Annotated in this window: 18 protein-coding genes; 13 read left to right on the top strand and 5 right to left on the bottom strand. The window is 68.8% G+C overall.

Features of this window, described 5'->3' with window-relative positions:
- The first annotated feature begins 56 nt into the window (after positions 1 to 56).
- The 7 genes from FCN18_RS34815 (at position 57) to FCN18_RS34790 (ending at position 7,847) form a co-directional block, all read left to right on the top strand.
- Positions 57 to 1,244, top strand: coding sequence for an acyl-CoA dehydrogenase family protein (locus tag FCN18_RS34815; RefSeq protein ID WP_137097195.1), 1,188 nt, complete (start codon positions 57 to 59; stop codon positions 1,242 to 1,244).
- An 18-nt stretch (positions 1,245 to 1,262) separates the two neighbouring features.
- The gene (locus FCN18_RS34810) at positions 1,263 to 2,876 is read left to right on the top strand and encodes an FAD-binding protein (RefSeq protein ID WP_137097194.1); all 1,614 of its coding nucleotides are present in this window, start codon (positions 1,263 to 1,265) and stop codon (positions 2,874 to 2,876) included.
- A 203-nt stretch (positions 2,877 to 3,079) separates the two neighbouring features.
- A complete protein-coding gene (locus FCN18_RS34805; RefSeq protein ID WP_110343580.1) occupies positions 3,080 to 3,772 on the top strand; it encodes a GntR family transcriptional regulator in 693 nt (230 codons plus the stop codon).
- A gap of 150 nt (positions 3,773 to 3,922) precedes the next feature.
- Positions 3,923 to 5,530 (top strand): thiamine pyrophosphate-dependent enzyme, encoded by a 1,608-nt coding sequence (locus FCN18_RS34800; protein WP_137097193.1) that lies wholly within the window; start codon positions 3,923 to 3,925, stop codon positions 5,528 to 5,530.
- A 9-nt stretch (positions 5,531 to 5,539) separates the two neighbouring features.
- A complete protein-coding gene (locus FCN18_RS40755; RefSeq protein WP_323808395.1) occupies positions 5,540 to 5,866 on the top strand; it encodes an FAD-dependent oxidoreductase in 327 nt (108 codons plus the stop codon).
- On the top strand, positions 5,785 to 6,564 hold the full coding sequence (lhgO, locus tag FCN18_RS34795) for an L-2-hydroxyglutarate oxidase (protein WP_323808394.1): 780 nt from the start codon (positions 5,785 to 5,787) through the stop codon (positions 6,562 to 6,564). Before FCN18_RS40755 ends, lhgO begins: the two co-directional genes overlap by 82 nt.
- Positions 6,565 to 6,614: 50 nt before the next feature.
- Complete coding sequence (locus FCN18_RS34790) at positions 6,615 to 7,847, top strand: MFS transporter (RefSeq protein WP_110343582.1); 1,233 nt, start codon at positions 6,615 to 6,617, stop codon at positions 7,845 to 7,847.
- Positions 7,848 to 8,082: 235 nt separating this feature from the next.
- Here the strand turns inward: FCN18_RS34790 and FCN18_RS34785 are convergent, their stop codons facing one another.
- Positions 8,083 to 8,364 (bottom strand): RraA family protein, encoded by a 282-nt coding sequence (locus tag FCN18_RS34785; RefSeq protein ID WP_158303234.1) that lies wholly within the window; start codon positions 8,362 to 8,364, stop codon positions 8,083 to 8,085.
- A gap of 1,673 nt (positions 8,365 to 10,037) precedes the next feature.
- On the opposite strand from FCN18_RS34785, the gene FCN18_RS34780 reads away from it, so the two are divergent.
- From FCN18_RS34780 to FCN18_RS34760, 5 genes are all read left to right on the top strand, one after another.
- Positions 10,038 to 11,369 (top strand): MFS transporter, encoded by a 1,332-nt coding sequence (locus FCN18_RS34780; protein ID WP_206078052.1) that lies wholly within the window; start codon positions 10,038 to 10,040, stop codon positions 11,367 to 11,369.
- On the top strand, positions 11,366 to 12,142 hold the full coding sequence (locus FCN18_RS34775; protein WP_110342912.1) for an aspartate/glutamate racemase family protein: 777 nt from the start codon (positions 11,366 to 11,368) through the stop codon (positions 12,140 to 12,142). The genes FCN18_RS34780 and FCN18_RS34775 overlap by 4 nt, the downstream gene beginning before the upstream one ends.
- A gap of 44 nt (positions 12,143 to 12,186) precedes the next feature.
- The gene (locus FCN18_RS34770) at positions 12,187 to 13,446 is read left to right on the top strand and encodes a hydantoinase/oxoprolinase family protein (protein ID WP_137097191.1); all 1,260 of its coding nucleotides are present in this window, start codon (positions 12,187 to 12,189) and stop codon (positions 13,444 to 13,446) included.
- On the top strand, positions 13,443 to 14,525 hold the full coding sequence (locus FCN18_RS39325; protein ID WP_158303233.1) for a DUF917 domain-containing protein: 1,083 nt from the start codon (positions 13,443 to 13,445) through the stop codon (positions 14,523 to 14,525). Before FCN18_RS34770 ends, FCN18_RS39325 begins: the two co-directional genes overlap by 4 nt.
- A 1,112-nt stretch (positions 14,526 to 15,637) precedes the next feature.
- Positions 15,638 to 17,146, top strand: a complete 1,509-nt coding sequence (locus FCN18_RS34760) for a PucR family transcriptional regulator (protein ID WP_137097189.1) — start codon at positions 15,638 to 15,640, stop codon at positions 17,144 to 17,146.
- A gap of 12 nt (positions 17,147 to 17,158) precedes the next feature.
- Here the strand turns inward: FCN18_RS34760 and FCN18_RS34755 are convergent, their stop codons facing one another.
- Both FCN18_RS34755 and FCN18_RS34750 read right to left on the bottom strand, forming a co-directional pair.
- Entirely contained in the window at positions 17,159 to 18,832 is a 1,674-nt protein-coding gene (locus tag FCN18_RS34755; RefSeq protein WP_137097188.1) for a hydantoinase B/oxoprolinase family protein, read from the bottom strand.
- Entirely contained in the window at positions 18,832 to 20,874 is a 2,043-nt protein-coding gene (locus FCN18_RS34750) for a hydantoinase/oxoprolinase family protein (protein WP_137097187.1), read from the bottom strand. The genes FCN18_RS34755 and FCN18_RS34750 overlap by 1 nt, the downstream gene beginning before the upstream one ends.
- A gap of 756 nt (positions 20,875 to 21,630) precedes the next feature.
- Between FCN18_RS34750 and FCN18_RS34745 the strand changes: the two genes are divergently transcribed.
- Positions 21,631 to 21,915, top strand: a complete 285-nt coding sequence (locus FCN18_RS34745) for a hypothetical protein (protein ID WP_137097186.1) — start codon at positions 21,631 to 21,633, stop codon at positions 21,913 to 21,915.
- 92 nt (positions 21,916 to 22,007) lie between these two features.
- On the opposite strand, the gene FCN18_RS34740 is transcribed toward FCN18_RS34745, so the two are convergent.
- Both FCN18_RS34740 and FCN18_RS34735 read right to left on the bottom strand, forming a co-directional pair.
- Positions 22,008 to 23,000: a dipeptidase gene (locus FCN18_RS34740; protein WP_137097185.1), complete on the bottom strand. Its 993-nt coding sequence runs from the start codon at positions 22,998 to 23,000 to the stop codon at positions 22,008 to 22,010.
- The gene (locus FCN18_RS34735; RefSeq protein ID WP_137097184.1) at positions 22,997 to 23,383 is read right to left on the bottom strand and encodes a nuclear transport factor 2 family protein; all 387 of its coding nucleotides are present in this window, start codon (positions 23,381 to 23,383) and stop codon (positions 22,997 to 22,999) included. The genes FCN18_RS34740 and FCN18_RS34735 overlap by 4 nt, the downstream gene beginning before the upstream one ends.

The raw sequence follows: 23,383 nt of genomic DNA, 5'->3' as shown, positions 1-23,383 counted from the left end.
TCAGCAAGCCTTTCGGGGCCGGGCACTTCGTCGTCTTTTGAGGAGGAGCGCGAGCGATGCCGCTGTCAACCGAGGAGCTGCGCGAGTTCCGAACAGTGACCCGAAGCTTCGTGCGGGATCGGCTACAGCCCCTCGAGCACACGATGGACACCGAGGACCGGCTGCCCGCCGAGGTCTGGAAGGAGCTGTCCGTGGCTTCGGTGGACCTGGGACTGTGGACTGCGAACATGCCGTCGGCCTTCGGCGGGCCTGACCTCACCCTCAGTGAGCTCAGCTCGCTGTGGGAGGAGTTCGGGCACACCTCTTGGCCGTTCACCTACCTGCTCGGCCGCCCGCACCCGATCCTGGTCACCTGCACGCCGGACCAGCGGAAGAAATATCTCGACCCGCTCATCGGCGGCCAGGCGCAGTACTGCTTCGCGGTGACCGAACCGGGTGCCGGGTCGGACGTCGCCTCGATGAAGACCACCGCAATGCAGGTCGACGGCGGCTATGTGATCAACGGTGTCAAGCACTTCATCACTCATGGTGGAGACGCCGACTTCGCCATTCTGTTCGCGGTGACCGACCGCAAGGAAGGTCAGCGCAAGCCGGAGATGACCGCGTTCCTGGTCGATCGCGGCACGCCCGGGTTCACCGTGGGCGGCAAGCAGGATATGATGGGCTGGCGCGGGGTGCATGAGCACGAGTTGATCTTCGACAACTGCTTCGTGCCGAACGAACAGGTGCTCTGCGAACGGGGCGACGGGATGCGCCTCGCCATGGCCGGCATTGCGCAACGGCGGCTCAACATGGCCGCGTTCTCGTGCGGGATGATGGACCGGCTCATCACACTTTCCCATGAATACGCCCAGAACCGCGTGGTGTTCGGCGACACGCTGAGCCGCAAGCAGGGCATCCAGTGGATGTTGGCGGAGATGGAGGCGCTGCGGTTCTCCGCGCGGGCGACCACGTTCCGGGTGTGCGAGCTGTGTGACGAGGCACGCGCAAGCGGAATGGACGACCTCGCGCTGGCTGGTGAGCTAGCCAAGGAGGTCGCGGTGGCCAAGCTCGTCGCGACCCAGGCGCTGAGCAAGGTCGCCGACCTGGCGGTGCAGATTTTCGGGGGCATGGGTTGGTCCCAGGAGAACCCGGTCGAGCGGATGTACCGGGACGCCCGGATCCTGCGCATCGTGGACGGCACCGACGAGGTGCAGAAAGGCATCGTGTTCCGCAACCTGGCCTCCCGCCGCGACGTCGCCTGAGCCTGCGGAGGGAGCAGCATGGGTGAGATCGAGATCCTGGACATCGACGTGCTGGTCGCGGGCGGCGGGCTGGGCGGTTTGATGGCGGCCTATCGGGCGCGGCGGGCGGGAGCCCGGGTCGCTGTCGCGCTGGGTTCGGGCGGCGCGTCGGCGCGGATCAGCAGCCTGAACGCCGCGCTGGGAGCGAGCCCTGGGGACACCCCGGAGCGGCTGTTTGAGGACATCTTCATCGGGGGCGGGGCACTGTCCGATCCTGCGGTGGTGCGGGCGCTGACCGGGCGCGTCGGCGCGGTGGTCACGGAGCTGGTGAACCTGGGCGTGGGGTTCCACCGCGTCGACGGCAAGCTCGCGCGCCGCCGCGGCGCCGGGAGTTCGGCGGACTGGGCGGTCTACTCCGAGGGCATGATCGGGCACGAGATCTGCCGGGTGCTCCTGGATCAGCTTGCCGAACCCGGTCCGGCTCCGGCCATCCTGCTCACTGGCGCGACGCTGGTCGCGCTCGACGCCGGAATCGAAGGGGTGTGCGGTGGCCTGGTCCATCGTGGCCGGACCGGTGACTGGCTTGATGTGCGGGCATCGGTGATCGTGCTGGCGACCGGTGGCGCGGGCGCGCTGTTCGAGCGCACCACGAACCCGCCCGGCAGTCAGGGCACCGGGTACGCCATGGCACTGGAAGCCGGTGCCGAGCTTGTCGGGATGGAGTTCATCTCCTACGAACCGTTCGTCACGCTCAGTTCGGCGCACAAGAAGAGTTACGATCTGCCGACCACGGTGCTGCATCAGGGCGCCCGGCTGCGCAACAGCAACGGGCGACCGGTGATTTCCGAGACGAACCCCCCGAGTAAAGACATAATCTGCCGGACAATCGTGGAAGAGGTCAACGCCGGGCGGGGCGTGGACGGCGCGTTGATTTTCGACTTGCGCGATATGGCACCGGAGACGCTCGCGCAATACACCGGCCTGACCCAGGCGCTCAACGCATTCGATTTGAGCCCGGAAAACGCTGTTCTTCCCGTATTTCCGGCGCAGCACTACATGAACGGAGGTGTGCGGATCAATTCCGACGCCAGTACCAGCGTCCCCGGGCTGCTCGCGGTGGGCGAGGTCGCCGGTGGAATCCACGGTGCGCATCGGCTCGCCGGTGCGGGTGGTGCCGAGGTGGTGGGGATGGGCGCGATCGCTGGCGACACCGCCGCGAAGCTCGCTGCCGACCGGCGGGGGATCGGCGGGCCTCGGCAGGGCCCGCGACCGGAGTTGCTGCCTGCCGGAAGCACGCCGGAGCACCAGAAGCTGCTCGGCACGGCCAGGTCCGCGCTGAGCTCGGCGTGCGGCATACTGCGCACCGAGGACGAGCTGGCCGCGGCTGCGGAACGGCTGGGCGAGCTGTCCGCGCGGCTGGCCAGCGCGGGGGACGGCCCAAGCTACGCCGGGCGCCGGGTCCTGCTCGCCTCGGCCATCGTGGGAGGCGCGCTGGCCCGGCGGGAGAGCCGGGGCGATCACTGTCGCGTCGACTACCCGGACCGGGACGACTCCCGCTGGCGCGGCCAGCTGGAGACCCGGCTGCGGGGCCCGGCGGGACAGCTCGAGACGACCTTTTCCACCGCGGCCGCGCTGCCGGTGGGGGTGGAATAGCTCGACCGCCTTCAGCGGCCCTGGCTAGGGAGGCCCTCCAAAGCGGGGATGCGCTGAGTGGTGACACGGGCGTGCTCCTCGCCTGCAGAGGACACCGACTCTGGTCGGTTTGGCGATCGGTATGATGACCGGAGGACACATATGATGTGGAACAACAATTCAAACCAGTCGAATGGTGCAATCAGCGTAGTGGTGATGAGTTCATGCCCGATCTGCGGCAGCTGAAGAACCCGACTCTGGGTAAGACCGTGTCACGCACCGACTTGGTCGAGGCGGCATTGCGGGAGTGGATTCTCACCGGTCAGTTGAGTAGTGGCCAGCAGCTCGTGGAACGCGAACTCGCGCTGGTGCTCGGCACGTCCAAGACGCCCGTTCGGGAAGCATTGATCATCCTGTCCCGGCGCGGCCTCGTCGAGTCCAATACCTACCACGGTATGACCGTGCGCAAGGTGACTTCGCACATGATCCGGTCGGTCCAGCAGGCCCGGATGATGCTGGAACCGGATATCGTCGCCGGTTCGCTCGCGAACTTCGACAAGGAAGCACTGGCGAAGGCAAAGGCGGCGCTGGAGCGCAGTGCGGCGGCCGCCAAGGAGAAGGACTGGGTCACGGTGGCCGCGGAGAACCGTGAGTTCCACCGCGTGCTCTATTCACAGCACGACAACGACCTCATCATCTCCTTCCTCGATCAGCTGCAGGATCAGATCGCGTTGATCGCGCTCGCCAGCTGGGACGACAACGCCGACCCGATCGACGAGGGCGCGCAGCACAAGGAAATCCTCGCGGCGGTCCGTCGCAAGGACGCCGCCACGGTGCGCAAGCTGCTGCGCGGCCACATCCAGGTGCTGTTGAAGTTCGCGGATCGCGTTGCCGAGAAAGAGAGTTCCGGCAAGTAGCCAGTACAAGAAACTGGCGGCCAGTAGCCAGCTAGGACAGATCGCCTATTCATTCGTGAGTCTGCCCGCGTGTCGCTTCGGTGGCTGGCTCCTGCCCGCGGACGGCGGCACACGGTCGGTTTCCTTTTCATACCCTTGGGAGGGTTTCACATGCCTACCGCAAGAAGCGGCGGTCAGCTCGTCGTCGACCAGTTGCTTGCGCACGGGGTCACCACGGCGTTCGGCGTCCCCGGGGAGAGCTACCTGCCCGTGCTGGACGCCATGTACGACTCCACGCCACCGTTCACCTTCGTCACCTGCCGGCACGAGGCGGGTGCCGCGACGATGGCCGAGGCGACCGGCAAGCTCACCGGGCGGCCGGGGATCTGCCTGGTCACCCGTGGGCCGGGGGTCACCCATGCCAGCGTCGGCGTGCACAACGCAGCCCAGGACTCCAGCCCGATGATCCTGTTCGTCGGCGAGCCGCCGAACCGGGCCCGGCATCGCGACACCTTCCAAGAGGTGAACCTGGAACAGACCTTCGGCGACCTGGCGAAGTGGGTGGTGTCCATCCGGGACACCGAACGCCTGCCGGAACTGATCAGCCGCGCCTTCCGGGTGGCCACCGGTGGTCGCCCGGGTCCGGTGGTCATCGGGCTGCCCGAGGACATGCTGTTCGGACAGGCCGAGGCTGAGAAAGTGGTGGCCACCACGGTAGCCCGCCCGCGCCCGTCCGGCGAGCAGATCGCCGCTGTAGCGGCGATGCTCGCCGAGGCCGAGCGTCCGATCGCGATCGTCGGCGGGCCCGGCTGGAGTCAGGGGGTCGCGGACGCGCTCAAGAAATTCGCCGAAGCGTGGCGGCTGCCGGTGGCCAACGCGTTCCGGCGGCAGGACGCCTTCGACAACGCCTCCGACTGCTACGTCGGTGATCTGGGAGTGCAGGTGAACCCCGGCCTGGCCGAGCAGGTTACCTCCGCCGACGTCGTGCTCGCGATCGGCTGCCGGCTGGATGCCATCACCACCGCCGGATACCGTCTGCTGAAGTCGCCGCGCCCGCGCCAGCGACTGGTGCACGTCCATGTCGGCGAGGAAGAGCTGGGCCGGGTCTACCAGCCTGAACTGGCCATCCACGCTGATCTCCAAGCGTTCTGCGAACAGCTGGGCACCGCGGAGGCGCCGGTGGCGCCCCGGTGGGCCGACTGGGCCGCGGACGCCCGGGCTCGGTACCGCGACTGGGTTGCGATCGAGAACCAGGGCGACGCCTCGCGCCTGGCGGAGTTCGTCCGCGCGGTCCGGGCCAAGCTACCCGCGGACGCGTTGATCGCCAGCGGCGCCGGGAACTACGCCGTCTCCGTGCACCGGAACTCTGCCTTCGGCAGCTTCCCGGCGCAGGTCGCGCCGACGAGCGGATCGATGGGCTATGGGCTCCCGGCTGCCATCGCGGCGAAGGTCGCGTTCCCGGAGCGGACGTCGGTGGCGTTCGCCGGTGACGGGTGCTTCCTCATGTCCGGCAACGAACTGGCCACCGCCGTGCGGTATGGGCTCCCGGTGCTCGTGGTCGTGATCAACAACTCGATGTACGGCACGATCCGCGCGCACCAGGAGAAGAAGTACCCCGGTCGCGTTGTGGGCACCTCGCTAGTCAATCCGGATTTCGCGCAGTACGCGCGGTCCTTCGGCTGCGTTGGCGAGGTGGTGGACTCGCTCGAGGAGCTGGACGTACAACTCGACCGGTTCCTGGCCGGGCAACGGCCGACCCTGCTCGAGTTTAGGGTGTGAGCGGGCGTCATGACCGAACCGACGCATGACATCGCCGTGGTCGGCGGTGGGATCCTGGGGCTGACCACCGCGCTAGCCATCACCGACGCCGACCCGTCCCGCTCGGTTGTCGTGCTGGAGAAGGAGGACGGCTGGGCCGAGCACCAGACCGGCCACAACAGCGGCGTGATCCACCACGGGCTGTCCGTGCACCGCTCACGCCTGAGCAGATCCGGGAACACGAGCCGCACGTTCGTGGCCTGGCCGGTCTGCACGTGCCCGCCACCGGAACCTGTGATTTCGCCGCGGTGGCGAAAAAGCTCGCGGACATCTTGCGCGAACGAGGGGTGCGCATGATGAGCTCGACACGGGTGACCGGGTTCTCCGGCGGTGCGCGCGAGGTCGTGGTGGAAACCGATCGGGGTGAGGTGGTCGTGCGGCGGGTGGCCAACTGCGCCGGCCTGCACAGCGATCGGCTGGCGCGGATCGGCGGGCATCGCGACGGGGTACGGATCGTGCCGTTTCGCGGGGAGTACTTCGAACTGAGGCACGATCGGGAGCACCTGGTGCGCGGCCTGGTGTACCCGGTGCCGGATCCCGCCTTCCCGTTCTTGGGCGTACACCTGACCCGGATGATCAACGGTGGCGTCCATATCGGACCCAACGCGGTGCTCGCGTTCGCCAGGGAGGGGTATAGCAAGACCTCGGTCGACTGGGCGGGCGTGCGAGACGTGGCCACCAACCGCGGCCTGCGGGTGCTCGCCCGGCGCTACTGGCGCGAGGGCGGGGGCGAGGTGCTGCGGTCGATGATCAAGCCGCTGTTCGTGAGCGCGGTACGCCGACTGGTGCCCGAGGTGCGCTCCGCGGACCTGGTCGCGGCACCGGCCGGCGTCCGCGCGCAGGCGATCCGGGACGACGGCACGTTGGTTGACGACTTCGCCTTCGCCGAGGACGAGCGGTTCGTGCACGTGCTCAACGCGCCGTCGCCGGCCGCAACCGCGGCGTTTCCCATCGGCCGGGAGATCGCACGGCGGTGCCTGGGCCAAGCCGGCTAGCGATCTTCGGAGACAAACGAGTGCGTGGTCGGGTTTATTACGGCTGGCTCATGGTCGGTGGCCTCAGCGTCTCGGAGCTGGTGTCGTGGGGCGTGCTGATCTACGGCTTCTCGGTGTTGGTGGGGCCGATGAAGCTCGAGCTGGGTTGGTCGTTGTCGCAGATGAACACGGCTTATGCCGCGGGGCTGCTGGTGTCCGCGCTGGTCGCGGTGCCGGTCGGCAGGTGGATCGACGCGCGCGGGGCGCGCAGCGTGATGACCACCGGCAGCCTGCTGAGCATCGGGGTGCTCGTCGGATGGTCCTTTGTGGAGACGCTGCCCGGCTTCTTCGGGCTGTTCGTGGCCGCAGGCGTGGCGATGGCGATGACGTTGTACGAGCCGGCCTTCGCGGTGACGACGTCGTGGTTCCGGGTGCATCGCCCCCGCGCCGTCATGATCATCACTGTCGTGGGCGGGCTGTCCAGCACGGTGTTCGTCCCGCTGACTGGCGTGCTGGTCGATACCGTCGGCTGGCGCGACGCCCTGCTAGTGCTGGCCTGCACGGTGGCGCTGGTCGGCCTGCCGATACACGCGCTGCTGCTGCGTCGGTGGCCCTCGGACCTGGGGCTGGTGCCGGACGGTGCCGCCGCGGCAACGGCGCGCACCCGGCAGGACGCCGTGACCTCGCCGGTCAGCCTGCGCTCGATCGTGTTCCACACGCCATCGTTCCGGTGGATCGCGATGTCACTGTTCCTGGTCAACGCGGCCAAGTTCGCGGTGATCATCAGCCTCGTGGCCTACCTCCTCGGCCGGGGATATTCGCTCGCGATGGCGACCCTGGCCTCCGCGGCGATCGGGCTGCTGCAGGTGCTCGGCAGGCTGGCGATGACCGCGGTGGGGGCCCGGATGCCGGTCGACCGCGCCAGCTGCCTGGTCTTCGCGACGCAGGGCGTGGCGCTGTTCCTCCCGTTAACCACGGCCGGCAGCGGCACCCGGTCGACCGTGTCGATCGCGCTGTTCGTGGTTCTGTTCGGGATCGGGTTCGGACTGTCGGAGTTATTGCGGGGCACGATGGTCGCCGAGTACTACGGCGTGCTGAACTACGGCCGGGTCAACGGGTTGCTGTCGGTTTTCGTCGTCATCGCCCGGGCGGCGGGCCCGTTCGCGGCCGGTCTCGTGGTGACCATGCTCGGTTCCTACGGCCCGCTGCTGGCCGGTGCCGCCATCGCCACCCTGGGCGGTGCGTTCGCCCTGTTCATGGCCGGGCGCACCCGCCCGCCGGAAGTCGCGGACGCCGAGGGCTGACGAGCATCACGACTGGCCTTGTTCGCGCCAGCACGGGTATTCCGCCAGAGTTTTCTCGTCGCGTGGATAGGTTCCGTGCAGTGGTGCGCCGTCGTCGATCCTGGCGAGCACGAATTCCCCGAGCCGGGTTTGCTCGACGGCGTCCTTCGCCCGATTCGGCGATGTCCCGGGGAACGCAGATGATTCCTTCCTCGTCACCGACGAGTACGTCGCCGGGAAAGACCAGGACGCCGGCTCAGCCGATGGGCACCTGCACGTCCACGGCGTTGTGCAGGGCTAGGTTCGTCATGGCCGAGACGTTCGCCGGGAAGTTGCAAAATTCCAGGTCGCGCAGGCTCGGTGAATCGCGGAACGAGCCGTCGGTGATGATCGCCGCGGCACCCAGGCGCGGCAACCGGGTGATCAGAATGTCCCCGGCGGCGGTGGCCCGCCCGACGCCCTGGCGGTCCATCACGAGTGTCTGCCCAGGCTTGACCGACTCGACGGCACGCCGCTGCGGATGGTCGTAGTCGTTCAACGCCGACAGGACGTCGAGATCTGTGCCTTCGTTGACGGGTGCTGCGGCAGTCCGGCTCTATGGGCCGCCAGGACGGCGGAAGGCCTGTACCGGGCCGGGCCGACGGTGGTCACCACGCATACCGAGTCCGACCAGGCTACGGTCGCGGCGATCTCCGTCGTCGCTCGGCGCGCGCTGTGCCAACTCATCGGCCCTGCGTTAGCCGGGGACACGTCCCAGAACTGGTGTCCGCGGAACAGAAGGGAAGAAGCAAGGACGCAGCACGATCCGCGAACCGATCCACACCTCCGGACACCCCTGGCTCGTTCCCGGAAGCCACATTCGAGCGAGAGTCTTCACGTGTGACATGGCGGCGAACGTCAGCGCTGTTGTATCTGCTCGGACCTAGCGGTCTACCTCATCGCCGTCTGCGCCCCGTTCGGACAACGAGCGGAGAACGCACTGCTGGCCGGCACCAACGGTGCTGAAGACGAGTGGATCTACGACTGGTCGGGAACTGCGGTGCGCACGGTCCTACCCTGCCCCCACTGGGGGATGCGGCTGAGCCGACCCTGATCGTGGGTGTGGTCGCGATCGTGGCTGCGTCCTGGCGCGCAGGTGCTGGTGGCGAGGCTGCGCGGCTGCCGGTGTCGTCATGGGCTTTGGGTGGCACCGAGCTACTCCGCAAGATCCTCCCTCGCCTTGGCCTGGCGAACGCGCCGGTCGCGCTCATGGAGGCGAGCTTTCCGAGCGGGTATGTCCGCCCGTGCCGGACTCGCCCTCGGCGCCGTCCTCGTCGCGTCTCCACGCATCCGCCCGTACGTCGTCGCCGCGGGCATGCTGTGGCTCGCTGTCTTGGCCGCCGCAGTCCATGCCCCTTACCACCACCGACCCAGTGACGTCTTGGCAGCCACGTTGCTGGCTTGCGCCCTCTACAGCCTCGCGGTCCGGTTGCTGCCAACCCGGCCCCGGCATCCCGTGGTGCACTCGTGCGCTGTCGGCTGTCGCCTTCGAACTGTCGGTGGTCGGTGGGCTCGCCGCCGGAGCGCGAGATCCTGTCACACAATCACTGGTGTTCGCCGCGGTCGCATTCCTGTGCGTGGTGCTCTGGTCGCGGTGGAGGGGATCTCCGAGACGCCGACCGGCGTCTCCGCTGGCTTCGGCGAGACCGGGTGAGGCCGCCCGTCCGGCAACGACTCGGAGCCGGACGACGTCGGCGGAGCTCGCCGGGCGCCGCCAGAGACCCCCGCGCCGTGTTGCGCGGTGCCTGCGCGACCTGCCTGGCCAGGTTCACCGTCACGACAGGGTTGCCCTCGACGTCGCGCGCGACCTGGCCACGCACACCGTCCGGAGAGCCGGGGGCGCGGCAGTCCGTGCGACCGGAACAATCCGCACGGCCGTGGGTTTCCACCGCGCCGGTGGGCCCGATCACTGGCTATACGGCCATTACCGAGGCACAGTGGATCGCCCTCGAGGCCGTTGCCCTCGGACAGCCCCTACCCGATAGGTAACGCGGAGCGGCACGCGCAATCGGTTCGGCGATCCGCGGACCGCGGTTCACCGGCGGACGGTGCGAGGTGGCGCACAGCACACTCGCGAAGGTCCGAGGTGTTCACCGAGCACATCGAGGCCACTCGCGCGGCACCTACAGTCCCGCACTCATCCGCCCCAGTCGCCCTCACCGGAGGTGTTCGATGAGCACCGATGATCAGGTCCATTCCGGCCCCGCCGCTACGATACCGGTGGGCACGGTTTTCGCCCGGATGCCGCTCACCGCGGCGCACGTCAAAGCAGGCGCCGCGCTCTTCGTGGCGTTCGCCATCGAGTCCTGGGAGATGCTCAGTCTCACCTACATCGCCGCGGACCTGCAGCACAGTCTGGGCATCACCACCGCCCAGCTGGGCCTGGTGATCTCGGCCCTGTTCCTCGGCATGATCCCCGGCGCGCTCGTGTGGGGTCCCGTCGCCGATCGGATCGGGCGGCAGCGAACGTGCATGTGGAGCTTTGCCGGCTACGGCGTGCTCACCCTGCTCAGCACCGTCGCACCCAACTACCAGGTCCTGATGGCCACGCGGTTGCTGTCCGGCTTCGTCTTCGCGGGCGTCTTCGCGATCACCTTCCCCTACTTCGAAGAGCTCCTTCCGGTTCGTAACCGTGGCCGTGCGGCGGTCTTCCTCGCGGCGGGCTGGCCGATCGGCGTGCTGGCGGCCGTCGCGGTCGCCGCGCTGTTCGGTGATCACGGCTGGCGCGCCGTGGTCGCCGTCAGCGCCGCGGCGAGCCTGTGGGCGCTGGTGATCCGCCGCTGGGTTCCGGAATCTCCGTACTGGCTCGCCCAGCAAGGCCGCTCGGACGAGGCATACGACGTGCTGGCCCGCCTCGGTGCCACGGACCTGGACCGCGACCGGCCACTCACCGTGCCCGGGCTGAAAGCGGGCTCCATCCTCGGGTTGCTCAAGGGGTCGCTCGGCCGCATCACGATCATCCAGATCGCGGTGAACTTCCTGTTCTCGTGGGGGTACTGGGGCCTGCAGACATGGCTGCCCACACTGCTGCAGGAACGCGGGCTGTCCGCGTCGTCGAGCCTGGGCTTCGTGGCGATCAGCGCGGTATTCATGATCCCCGGCTACCTCAGCGCCTCGTGGCTCACCGGCCGGTTCGGGCGCAAGAAGGTGTTCATCGGTTACGTCCTGGCCGCGGCGGCGGGCGGGGTCTACTTCGCGAACGCGAGCACGCTGACCGAGCTCTACGCCGGAATTTTCGGGCTGTCCTTCTTCAGCCTCGGCGCCTGGGGCGTCTGGGACACCTGGATCGGCGAGCTGTATCCGTCCCCGGTGCGCGGTGTGGGCTATAGCCTCGGCATCTTCGGCCAGCGCGTTGCGAACACGGTCGCTCCGAGCCTGGTCGGCCTCCTGCTCGCCCACGCCAGTGGCTTCTCCACCACGGTGATCTTCATCGACCTGTTCCTCGTCGCCACGGCCGTGCTTGGACTGGTCCTGCCGGAAACCGAAGGAAAGGAATTGCAATGACCAGGATTCTGTGGGTGAACCCGCTGTGCACCGACGCGCACGACGAGGCACTCGCCCAGTCGTTTCGGGATGCCGTCCAGCCGGGCACGTCGGTGGACGTGGTGTCGTTCGGCGGCGAGGGGCCGAGCCACCTGGAGTACAGCTGCTACGAGGCGCTGGTCGCGCCCGACCTGCTGGGCACCGTGCGCTGGGCCGAGGAGTCCGGCTACGACGCCCTGGTCATCGGCTGCTTCTACGATCCGTTCCTGCGGGCCGCCCGAGAGGTCGCCACCCGCATGGTCGTCACCGCTCCGGCCGAGGCGTGCCTGGCGATCGCCTCGACCCTTGGGGAGAAGTTCTCCGTGCTCGTCGGCCGGCGCAAGTGGGTCCCGGAGATGACGGAGAACGTGCACAAGTACGGCATGGCCGACCGGCTCGCCTCCTTTCGGGTGCTCGGCATGGGGGTCAACGATTTCCAGGTCGACCACGAGCTCACCGAGCGGCGCATCCTCGAGGAGGCGACCGCGGCGGTCGCCGAGGACGGCGCGGACATCGTGGTGCTGGGGTGCACCATCGAGTTCGGTTTCTACCGTCAGGTCCAAGAGAAAGTGGGCGTCCCGGTGATCGACGCGACGGTCGCGCCGCTGAAGTACGCGGAGTTCCTCGCCGACCTGAGCGCGCGCTTCGGCTGGAGCCACAGCAAACTGATCGGTTACGAAGGTCCCACGGCCGTGGAACTCCAGCGGCTCCTCCGGGTCGTGGCGCCCTCCCGGGTGGTCGCCATGCCGCGCTGACCGGCACGGGCCGGACCACGTGGCATGCTTGGACAGGAGGTGGCATGCGTATAGGTGCACGCCTGAGCGGCCGCGCGGTCCGGGGAGTCCTCGCCGACGCCGGACATGTCCTTGGGCAGTCGACGGCCGTGGGTGCCCGCGCGCTGGGCACGGTTCTGCACGAACTCGGCAACCTGGCGCCACACGGGGTGCGCTCGGTGACTCTGGAAATCAGCGATGTGCTCGTCGAGGCGGTACGCCGGCCACGCACCGACCTGGGCGTTACCCCGGTGTCCGTTCTGCGCGTGCTGCCGCGGGTCCCCCGGCACGCCGCGCTGGCCGACCACCCGTCGTCCACGCTGCGCTCGTTCGTACCCCACAGGACGACCGTTTCTGGGGGGCACGACCTATTCGGCACCCCGCTAGCACCGCTGGATGTGCCGAGTGCGGTCGAGGCCGCGCGCGAGGCACGCCGGCTCGGCCTGGAAGCGATCGCGGTGGTCGCGACCGGCGCCGTGGGAGCGCCCGGTCACGAGAGCGCGGTGGCGAAAGCCGTCCTCGACGCCGTCCCGGACCTGCGGGTGAGCCTCTCGCATGAGGTCGGTGGCATGGGCCTGCTGGTGCGGGAGACGGCAGCGGTGCTGAACGCGGCACTGCTCTCCGCCGCCGGACGGCTGGTCGATCGTTGTCAGCGCGCTACGCGGCCGCTCGGCGACGTGCCGTGCTGGTTCGCCACCGGCGACGGCGGACGCGTCTCGGCGGAACGCCTGCGGGCACTGCCCGTGCTCGGGCTCGAAGCGAAGTGGGCGATGACCCTGCTCGGCGCCGCCGTGCTGAACGGTCGCGACAACGCGACGATCGTCGTCGAGGACGGCACGACTTGCACGATCGGCGAGGTCCGCGACGGGCTCCCGCACGTCGCGGCCGATCTCCAGGGCGCACTCGGTGTGCGGCTGGCCGCACCGCAACCGGTTCTCACCACCACCGGCACCGAGTCGTTCCGGGCCGGCCCCGAGCGGTCGCTGCGCGGCTCACCCGACGTCTCCCCGGTGGTCATCGGCAACGGCGACCTCGACCTGGCCACCGTCGGTGCGGCCTCCTGCGAACCGACGTCGTGGGTCGACCTCGTCGTGCACGCCGGCTCGACCGACGAGCTGCGCCAGCAGCAACGTGCCACCGAGGATCGCGCCTGCGGGATGGTCGCGACGAGCGACGCCCCGCCGGGCTCCGAGCGGATCGTCGAGTCCAGCGCGACCGCCCTTGCGTACGTGCGCGCGGGGACCTACCGTCTCCGCGTTCGTGCTGCGGCGGGAGCACGTCCGTGAACGCGGTGACAGCCGAGGACCTGCCCACACTGGCCGCGGGTGCGCACCTGCTCGCGTCCGGCGCCGGGCGGACGGATGTCGACGGAGTGCTGCACTGGCTTTCCGCGCTGCTCACCGAGCACGGCCCGGTCCCGCTCGTACAGCCGGACGAGCTCGCCCCGGATACCGCCTGCGCCGCCATCGGTCTGGTCGGATCCGTCACCGCGCTGGCCGAGCTGCCCATGGTGGGCGACGAGCCGCTACAGGTGGTCCGGGCGCTGGAGGCCAGGTTGGGCACGAAACTCGGCGCCGTCGCCGCCCTCGACGCGGCCACTGCCAACGCGCTCACCCCCGTCGCCGCGGCCGCGTCGCTCGGCCTGCCTCTGGTGGACTGTGACGGGATGGGCCGCGTGTTCCCGCTGATCCACCAGACCTCCTTCGCGCTCGCCGGGGTGTCGCTCACCCCACTCGCCGCGGTCGGCGCGACCGGCGACACCCTGATCCTCGACGCCACACCGGAGCGTGCGGAGAGGTTGCTGCGGGCGGCGGTCAACGTCTCCGGCGGATGGATGCTGACCGCGATGTACCCGACCACCACGGCACGGCTGCCCTCGGCCGGGATCGTCGGTTCGATCAGCCGGGCGATCGCGGTCGGCCGGGCTCTGCTCGATGCTACGGACACCGACGATTTGGCCATACGGCTCAAGGCCCAGGCCGGCAGCCGCGTACTCGGCACAGGTCGAGTCGTCGAGCTCGAACACCGCACCCGGCCAGCGGACACCGGTCATCCGGCGTACCCGTCGAGCATCGTCGTGCGCTCACACGCGGAACCGGTGCGGTTGATCAGGTTGGAGGCGCAGAACGAGCTGCTGCTCGCCCTGGTCGACGGTGCGGTGGCGGCGGCCGTTCCGGACATCATCTGCCTGCTGGACCCGCACGACGGTCATGTCATCGACGTGGAGTCGGTGACGGTGGGCAGCGAAGTGCAGGTCGTTGTCGTGCCCGCGGCCGATGTGTGGCACACCCCGCAGGGTCTTGCCCTGGTCGGCCCGCGCTCCTTCGGTTTCCCCCTCTCCGGAATGGGGCGTCAGGGTATGTAGAACCCATGTGCTTCCAAGAAAAGCGCCCGCGTGTGTCCGAACTGACGGGACCCTCGTCGTCGACAGTAGGGAGCTGCACCCCTCCCGGGCTGTCCCGGAGAGGACGCACGGACGAAGACAGGAGAGGCCCCGCCACGTGAGCGACAACGCGAACAGACTCCCACTGGCGCAGCGACTGATCGAGAACCTGGCGACCGAACTGGAACCCACCACCGACCCGCATGCGCGGGCCCGGCAGGTCACTCGACTCCGCAAGGCTTGCCTGGCCGCGAAGGACGGCACGACCACGCGCGCCGGGACGATAACTCCTGGACACGACGTCCCGGCGGAGGCGACCACCCGTTTCCGGGTCGCGATGACGATGGACGGAAGCCCGGACATCAGGCTCGTCATGAGCCTGCGTGCCGTCGACACGAGTGCCGTGACGCGGTGCGTCCTGAAACGCGTGCTGGATCTCCTTGGGCCCAGCCACGGCGTCAGCCACTTGCGGGCATGGAAGTCCCGTGCTGAACGGCGATCGCGTTCGTCGTGTCGGCGCACCGCGAGGGCCGACGAGCTCCGTCGCGACCGCGAAACTCACACCGAACATCCAGGAGAACCCTTGAACCCGGGGGACGCCAGGACGGCGTCACGCGGCGCTCGCGAGTCCGCACGGCGACCGGTCGCCGTCAGTAGTCACCTCAGCAAATTCTCGCGCCTTACAAAGACGCCATTGCCAGCTCACCGCACACGACCAGGCTCTCCGCCAGGCACAGAGTCAGCGTGTATTCCGCCCCGCCCGGCAGTGACCCCGGTGGGGATCATTCCCGGAGATCGCCCCTCGCGGCTGCGAGCTCTTAGCGACCGGAACCGTGCGAGTCGTCGACACACCGACGGTCAGGGTTCCGTTTCGCGGTTCCTGCCCGCGGTGACTATCCCTGGTGACCGGATCGGTGTGGGTCCCGGTCGGCAGGACCCGTCTGATGGCTCGTTACTGTCTTCGCCAGGCGGGAAAGGCGTAGGCGAATGACGCATTTGATGGTATTTGTCCGGGTCTCCATGCTGACGGGGAGAATACGTCCTGACTCATCCCGGGGTTTCCCGGTCCGGCTCCCTTCCGAGGAACCGCGCCGATGAGCGGCTCCCGACTGCCGGAGGTCCTTACGGTCGCCGAGCTCGTGCACCATGGCCCGCTGGCGAAGGCCATAATGCTCGCCGACGCCAACCTGGACGCCCAGGTGCGGTACGTGGTCCTGGTGTCCGATCTGGACCAGACCCGTAGCTGCCGGCCGAACACAGCGCTCGTCCTGCACAGTCCCGCGGCGCAAGGTGGCTGGGCCCTGGAATCCGCGCTGCGCGCGGCGTGGGAGCGCGGCGCGGCCTGTGTGATCGCGCCGGCCGGCAGCACCGTCAACCGGTCCACGATCGCCCTCGCCGAACGGCTGCACGTGCCCCTGTTCGTCGTCGAAGGGGATCCCGCGCAGCATGCCCTCGAGCTGGCCGCCGCGGTGGCGAGCCCCGGCGCCGCCCGCGCACAGCTAGCCGCGCGGTGCGCCTCGTCCATCAGCGAGCAGTCGAGCCTGCGGGGCATCGTCGGCGTGATCAACACCGAGCTTCCGGGCACGTCGGTGGCGCTCGTCGCCGAGGACGGGCAGGTGCTGGCGGGCAAGGTCGCCGCCGTCGGCGGCCAGGTGCGTATCCCGGTGCCTGCCGTCGACGGCAAGCCGTGGGCGCATCTCGTCGCACGATTGTCTGCGCCGTCTCCGTCCGGGGCGGAGACGGTCACGACGATCCTGCGGCTTGCCCGTGCTCCGCTGTCTGCGAGTGCGGCAAAGCCGAAACTCGCGCTGGCGCGCCGCGGGGCACAGGAACGGCTGCTGCTGGAAGCGCTGCTGAGCGACCGGCCGGACGCCGACACCGAACAGGCGGCCCGGGAGCTCGGCTGGCGGTTCGACGAGATGAACGTCGCCGTCCTCCTACGCCCCGCGGCGGGCGCGCCCTCGCTCGACCCGGATATCGCGGCGGCCGGGGTACTGGCCGGATGGCACGAGGCGTTCGCGGACCATCAGCTGGTCCCCCACGGCGAGGGATGGGTGAGCTGGTGGAGCGGCCCCGAGCTGACGACCGGCCGGGTACTGAGCCGGTTGCGCAGGCGGCTGCCCAGGATCCGATGCGCGCTGCCGTTGAGCGCGGGCCTCGGCGAACCCGGGCGCGGGATAGACGGGCTGCGACGTTCCCTGCACGAGGCCGCGCTCGCGTCCTCGGTGGCGATCCGGTCGGGTCCCGGCGCGGTCGAATCCTTCGGCGCATTGGGTCCGCGCGTGGTGCTGGCCAGTCTGCAGCACGAGGAGCTGACCACGGCCGCGGAAACCGCCCTGGCAGCCCTGCTGACCTCCGCCGACGGCGATGTGCTGGTCCGGACGCTGTGTGCGGTACTGGACTGTGGCGGCTCGACCACCCAGGCGGCGGCCCGCCTCGGGGTGCACCGCAACACCGTCTCCGGCCGCCTCGACCGCATCCGCGCCAGGGGCATCGCATTCGACGATCCGGATCGCCGGCTCGCCATCCACGTGGCGTGTTTCGCATTGCTGGGCGACCGCGCCACGGTGCCGCCCGGCGGATCGCCGGACGGCACTGCGTGACGCGCACGGCCGTCAGCCCACGGAATAGACCTCCCGCGCCGCCGCGGCGGAGACTTGCCCGTCGAGTACATCGATGCGCACCGCCTCGGGGTCGCGCTCGCCCGGGTCACCGAATCCCCCGCCACCACCGGTGTGGCAGCGGAACACATCACCATTGCGCAGCCGAAGGCCGTTGCACTTGAGCAGCCGGCGCTCGTCCGGCCGCCCGGGGTTGACGATCACCTCGGGCGGGGTGGCGCCCGCCCCGCCGAACAGTCCCCAGGCCGGCGTGATCGAGCGCTCGAACCAGAGCGAGACCGTGCAGTCCTCCAGCGCTTCGTATTCGCGGATCACACCGTTGCCGCCGCGCCACTTCCCCGCCCCACCGGAGTTGGGCCGGAACCCGTACTCGGTGATCCGGAACGGGAACCGGGTCTCGAACACCTCGGTCGGGATGTCCTTCAGTGACCCATTCACATTGTTGATGAGCGCGCTCTCGCCGTCGGAGCCCTCCCACGCGCCCCAGCCACCCAGGGTGGCCTCGAGACTGACGTAGTCGCGTTCGGTCCGCGGGTCCCGCCCGGCGACCAGCACGATCATCGAGTCGCCGTGGCTCGCGCCCGCGACCTTGTCCGGCAGCGCAGGCGCGAGAGCCTTGGCCACCAGGTCGATGAGCAGGCCGAGGTGGGAGAAGTACCACTGGCAGGCGGCGGGTGCCTGCGCGCCGAACACCGAACCCTCACGGACCTGCACCGTCATCGGACGGAACGAGCCACCGTTGCCGGGCACGTCCGGGCTGACCAGGAGCTTGTAACCGACCCGGCATGCGGACACCGTCTGCGAGGTGCCGCAGTTGACTGGGCCGACCGTCTGGTCCGCGGACTCGGTGACATCGAACTCGATGTCCTCACCGGACACCGTGATCTTCAGCTTGACCGGGATCGGGGTGTCCAGGTCGACGCCGTCGTTGTCCAGGAAGCCCTCCGCGGTGTAGATGCCGTCCGGGATGCCACGGATGACCTCCCGCTCCAGCCGCTCGGTCTGGGCGAAGATCTCGTCCCGGGCCGCACGCAGCGTCTCCAGTCCCCACCGGCGGACGATCTCCTCCAGTCGCTGCTGCCCCATCGTGATGCACGCGATCATGCCCCGCATGTCGCCCATCGTCGGGTACGGGAAGCGCACGTTGGTGGAGATCGTGTCGATCACCTGATGCACCTCGCGGCCGCCCTCGACGAGCTTCTGCGGGCCGAGGCGCAGCCCCTCCTGGAAGATCGAGGTCGAGTCCATCGAACCACCTGGGTCCTTGGAACCGACGTCGATCCAGTGCGCGCGCGAGGCGGTGAACCCGACCAGCTCGCCGTCGACGAACACCGGTCCGAAGATCGTGACGTCGTTGAGGTGGGTGCCGCCGAGATAGCTGTCGTTGAGGATCCACACATCGCCGGGCTGCCACACCTCACGCCCGAACCGCTCCTCGGTCGCCTTGGTGCAGGTCTCCAGGTTGCCCAGGAAGATCGGCAAACCCGCGGACTGACCGAGCACCTGGTGCTGGTCGTCCAGCAGCGCGACGACGCAGTCACCGCATTCGTAGATGAGCGGCGTGTACGCGGACCTGATGAGAATCGCGTTCATGTCGTCGGCGGAGGACTTCAGGGCGTTGCGGATGATCTCGACGACAACCGGGTCGATGGGTTTCTGGTTGCTCATCACTGCTCCTTGCTCCGGATGACGAGGGAACCGATGTCGTCAGCGGTGACCTGGTGGCCGGGTGGCACCACGGTGGTTGCGGTGCCTTCGAGCACGATCGCCGGGCCGTCGAAGGTGTGGCCGGGCAGGAGGTCGTCCCGCCGCACGAGCAGGGTGTCCCGCTCGGTGCGGTCGAAGACCACCGTCCTGATCTCGCGCGGGAAGTCCTCGCCTGCCGTCGCCGCGATGCGCTCGGTCTCCGCCTGACCCAGATCGCCGAGGGCGATGGTGCGCAGTGTGACGAATTCGACGGGAGCGCCGAGGTTCGCGTGCCCGTAACGGGACTCGTGCTGCTCGGCGAAACGCTTGGAGATCACCTCGAGGAAGTCCTCGCGTAGCGGTTCGTCCACCTCCAGCACCGGCACCGTCAGCGTGTACTCCTGCTCGACGTAGCGGATGTCGACGGCGTGGGCGGTGCGCCGGCTGTGCTCGGGCACGCCCTCCCCGGCCAGCGACTCCATCGCGGTCCGGTCCATGGCCGTGAACTGGGCGGCCATGTCGGCACGGTCGAGGTCCTCGTCGACGAAGAAGTACGGTTCGGAGAAGTCCTTGCGGATCTCGGTCTGCAGCATGCCCCACGCGGAGAAGGCACCGGGGAAGCGCGGCACGACGACCTCGGAGATCCCCAGCTCCTCGGCGAGGAACACCGCGTGCATCGGCCCCGCGCCACCGAAGGCGACCAGGGTGAACTCGCGCGGCTCGATGCCCCGCGACACCGTGATGGTGCGGATCGCCTGCGCCATCTTGGCGTTGGCGACGTCGCAGATGCCCTCCGCGGTCTGGATGACGTCCAGGCCCAGCTTGTGGCCGAGGGCGGCGAGCGCGGTCTTGGCAGGTTCGAGATCCAGGCTAAGGTGTCCGCCCGCGAACCAGTCCGCATCGACCCGGCCGAGCGCGAGGTTGGCATCAGTCACGGTGGGTTGCTCACCACCCCTGCCGTAGCAGGCGGGGCCGGGATCGGCACCCGCCGACTGCGGCCCGACCCGCAGGCCTTCCGCCTCGATCCAGGCGATCGACCCGCCACCCGCGCCGATCGTGTGGATGTCGACGACGCTCATCAGCATCGGCAGGCCTTCCAAAGAGGCCTCGGGCGAGACCACCGGCTCACCGTCCACCACAAGGGACACATCGAACGAGGTGCCGCCCATGTCGACACAGATCAGGTTGGGCGTGCCAAGCGCCTTGGCCAGTGCCGCACCGCCCATCGTCCCGCCCACCGGCCCGGACAGCAGTGTCTGAAGTGGGCGTTTCTGCGCCGACTCGGCCGTCAGGATTCCGCCGGAGGACTGCATGACGTGCAGTGGGACGGTGAGTCCCTGTTCGTCCAGGCTCTGCTCGAGCCGACTGAGATAGCGACGCACCACGGGGCCGGTGTAGGCCTCGATCACGGCCGAGGAGGTGCGTTCGTACTCCCGCCATTCCTTGGCGGCCTCGTGCGACAGCGAGATGGTGATGTCCGCACCGAGTTCCTCGACGAGGATCTCCCTGGTGCGCAGCTCGTGTGCCGGATTCTTGTAGCTGAACAGGTACCCGACCGCGATCGCGCCGAATCCCTCGTTCGCGAAGCGCTTGGCTGCTGCCCGGACAGCGGCCTCCTCCAGCGGTTCCAGCTCGACCCCCTCCGCGCTGAAGCGGCCGCCCACCGGCACGATGTCCCGCAGCGGGAGCAGCGGTTCGGGCTTGCGGAAGTGCAGGTCGTAGAGCCGGGTCCGGGGGCCGCGTGCGATGTGGTAGGTGTCGCTGGCACCGGCCGTGGCCAGCAGCAGGACCTTGACCCCGCGACGTTCCAGCAGGGCGTTCAGTCCCTGGGTGGTGCCGTGCACCATGAACGAGATGTCACTTGGCGACCGCACGATCGATCCGAGCGCGTTCAGCACGCCTTCGGTCAGGTCCTCCGGCGTGGTGGAGGACTTGCCGGCATGGAAGACGCCGCCACTCTCGTCGTAGGCGACGACATCGGTGAACGTCCCTCCGATGTCCATGGAGACGCGGTATGGGCCCATCAGCGAGCTCCTCTCAGCAACAGACGTGGGCGGCACGGTAGGACCCCGGTGTGCCGCATTGATGTGCAGCGCGAACACCAGATGCGGAGCGGCGTGTGCTCAGCGCACCGCCGAGCCACCGGATACGGAGACGCTCGCTCGACCACATGGGAGGAGAACGCCAGGGTCGGCGCGGTGGGCGGCAGCTTCCACGGCGAAGGGGCCCAGGGGCTGATCTATCAGCTCCAGCGCAACGAGTACGTCCGCTACGCGCGGGAATCTGTCGTCGCAAAAGTGGCGTGTGGGTGCTGACCGGGGCCTCGACGATGTTCCGGGTTCCGTGCTGCGCCAGGTTTCCGGGACGCGAGGCGGTCCGCTCCCGGGCCGAGGTGGCGATGTCTACCACCGCGGCGCGTTGACTGAGGACATGGCGAGCACGCTCGCCTGCCTGACGCTGGGATACCGATGTGTCTCACCGTCGGCGTGTGCGACCACCACCGAGCTGATGCCGATGTGGCGTGACCTGTGGCGGCAGCGCGTGCGCCGGCAACGGGGGGCTGGACCACCTGTGGTCCTACGGACTGAGCAGGATCACGGTTCCGTACCTGTTGCAGCAGCTGTGGGGGGTCTTCGGCTTCCTGATCGACGTGGGGTATTGCCTGCTGCTGGTCCTGTCAATGCTGGTGTGGGACGACAGCTGGAGTTCCGCCCGTTCTGGATCGGCGTGGGAACAATCCTGTTTGACATCGACAGGATCGTGACCGTCCGCGCTGCCGGGTGGCGGGAATCCTGCTCACGTTGCTGTTCCTGCCCGAGACTTCTACGACTTCTCCCGTCTCGGCGTCTATCTCGCCGGACCGGCGGGACAGTTGTTCCGCCGCTACGCCCAATGACATCACGTCAACCGCCCGATCGACGACGGCAGGTGAAGATCATGTACGGAAAAGGAGCCACAGCGGCGGCCGCACGAACTCGGCCGGGACGCTGGCCTCGACCGGTGGCAGCGCGGGCTGGATGGTGCTCGCCGCGCTGATGTTGCTGATGGCGGGTATGGCCTGCTGAAGCTGATCCCGGAGAAAGGCCAGGCTGACGGCTGATGTCCCCGCACAGCCAGGACGGCGGAGTCATCGGCCGATCGCGCCCTCCGCGTCCACCTACCGGGGCAGCGCCCGGCCGAGAAAGTCGATCAGCGTGCCGGCGGCCACGGCAAGGGCGTCGCGCTTCCCCAACCGGTCCATCAGCAACGGCCCGAGCTTAGCGAGATCCGCCGGCCGCCGCAGGTCCTTGACCACCGGCAGCGCGGCGACATCCACCAGCGCACCTTGCAGGATCGGGTCGACGGTCCTGGCGACGTCGTCCATGAAATCCGGGCCCAGCGCGACGTGTCCGGCTCCGACGAGCTCGACAGCGTGTGCGGCATGGTCGACGTAGTGCCGGAGCTCCGGCTGGTCGTACAGGAACGGCCCGAACGCGTTGATCCCGACGAACCCGCCCGACGCGGCGATCGCGCGAATCTGGTCATCGGTAAGGTTGCGCGGGTGGGCCTGCAGCGCGCGGCACGAGGAGTGCGACGCGACGAAGGGTCGCCGCGCGACCTCGGCGACGTGCCAGAATCCCGCCATCGACAGGTGGCTCACGTCCAGCACCACACCGAGCCGCTCCATCTCGGCCACCGCATCCACCCCGAGTGCGGTCAGCCTGCCTCCCGTGTCCTGTTCGCCGACCCCGTCGGCCAGCATGGTCCGGCGGTTCCACGTCAGCGACGCCATCCGCACCCCGGCCCGCCAGAAGACATCGAGCATCGCCAGGTCGTTGCCGACCGGCTCGGCACCTTCGATCGCCAGCAGCAGCGCGATACGCCCTTGTTCGAGCGTGCGGGACAACTCTTCGGACGTCTCCACAATGGACACTTCCGCGCTGTGCACCTCGGCTAGCTGCCGGGCTTCCTCGAGCAGCAGCAGCGCGCGGCGCAGCGCGCCCTCGCCCACGAACTGCTCCTCGGTGTACACCGGCAGGACCTGCAGGACGACGCCACCCTCGCGCAACTGCGGCAACCAGAAGTCACCGAACGGGTCCCTGTGCCCACGTTCCCGCAGGTGCCGCACCGCCATGAGCAGATCGTCGTGGCAGTCCGCCATCGGGATCATGAAACCGCTCCCAGCACCGAGTTCAGTGCAGCACCGTTGTAGTAGAGGAACGCCTGCGCGATGCGTCCTTCCCGCACCGTTACGACCGAACAACCCTGGACGTCAAGGGGCTCCACATCCGGATCCACCGGCGTGCCGCACATCCGCCACCGGATCGTCCCGCGGTCACCGCTGACCATGACGTCGACGACCTCGCGGCGATAGTCGGGGTACCGGCGCAGCAGTTCGGCGTTGGCCGCGCGGTCGTCGTCGGGTGAGGACAGCGCCGGCCGGCCATTGACCTCGACGGTGAGGTGCGGGGCGAGCAGCGCCGCGGCGGTCTCGGCGTCGTGGTTGTTCTCGGCGTCGTTGTAGGCGAGGTAGACCCGCTCCGGATCGGTCAT

It is taken from the genome of Prauserella endophytica, from assembly GCF_005146945.1.
GTDB lineage: Bacteria > Actinomycetota > Actinomycetes > Mycobacteriales > Pseudonocardiaceae > Prauserella_A > Prauserella_A endophytica.
Note: the sequence above shows the minus strand (reverse complement) of the source record. Positions and strands in the feature narration are given on the sequence as shown.

Excerpts from the sequence above, each read along its gene's own strand:
- FCN18_RS34790 (WP_110343582.1), top strand. The coding sequence starts at position 6,615 with ATGGTCGGTGGCCTCAGCGTCTCGGAGCTGGTGTCGTGGGGCGTGCTG.
- FCN18_RS34815 (WP_137097195.1), top strand. The coding sequence starts at position 57 with ATGCCGCTGTCAACCGAGGAGCTGCGCGAGTTCCGAACAGTGACCCGA.
- FCN18_RS34800 (WP_137097193.1), top strand. The coding sequence starts at position 3,923 with ATGCCTACCGCAAGAAGCGGCGGTCAGCTCGTCGTCGACCAGTTGCTT.
- FCN18_RS34750 (WP_137097187.1), bottom strand. The coding sequence starts at position 20,874 with ATGGGCCCATACCGCGTCTCCATGGACATCGGAGGGACGTTCACCGAT.
- FCN18_RS34755 (WP_137097188.1), bottom strand. The coding sequence starts at position 18,832 with ATGAGCAACCAGAAACCCATCGACCCGGTTGTCGTCGAGATCATCCGC.
- FCN18_RS34740 (WP_137097185.1), bottom strand. The coding sequence starts at position 23,000 with ATGATCCCGATGGCGGACTGCCACGACGATCTGCTCATGGCGGTGCGG.
- FCN18_RS34775 (WP_110342912.1), top strand. The coding sequence starts at position 11,366 with ATGACCAGGATTCTGTGGGTGAACCCGCTGTGCACCGACGCGCACGAC.
- FCN18_RS34810 (WP_137097194.1), top strand. The coding sequence starts at position 1,263 with ATGGGTGAGATCGAGATCCTGGACATCGACGTGCTGGTCGCGGGCGGC.
- FCN18_RS34805 (WP_110343580.1), top strand. The coding sequence starts at position 3,080 with ATGCCCGATCTGCGGCAGCTGAAGAACCCGACTCTGGGTAAGACCGTG.
- FCN18_RS34770 (WP_137097191.1), top strand. The coding sequence starts at position 12,187 with ATGCGTATAGGTGCACGCCTGAGCGGCCGCGCGGTCCGGGGAGTCCTC.
- FCN18_RS34735 (WP_137097184.1), bottom strand. The coding sequence starts at position 23,383 with ATGACCGATCCGGAGCGGGTCTACCTCGCCTACAACGACGCCGAGAAC.
- FCN18_RS40755 (WP_323808395.1), top strand. The coding sequence starts at position 5,540 with ATGACCGAACCGACGCATGACATCGCCGTGGTCGGCGGTGGGATCCTG.
- FCN18_RS34760 (WP_137097189.1), top strand. The coding sequence starts at position 15,638 with ATGAGCGGCTCCCGACTGCCGGAGGTCCTTACGGTCGCCGAGCTCGTG.
- FCN18_RS34780 (WP_206078052.1), top strand. The coding sequence starts at position 10,038 with ATGAGCACCGATGATCAGGTCCATTCCGGCCCCGCCGCTACGATACCG.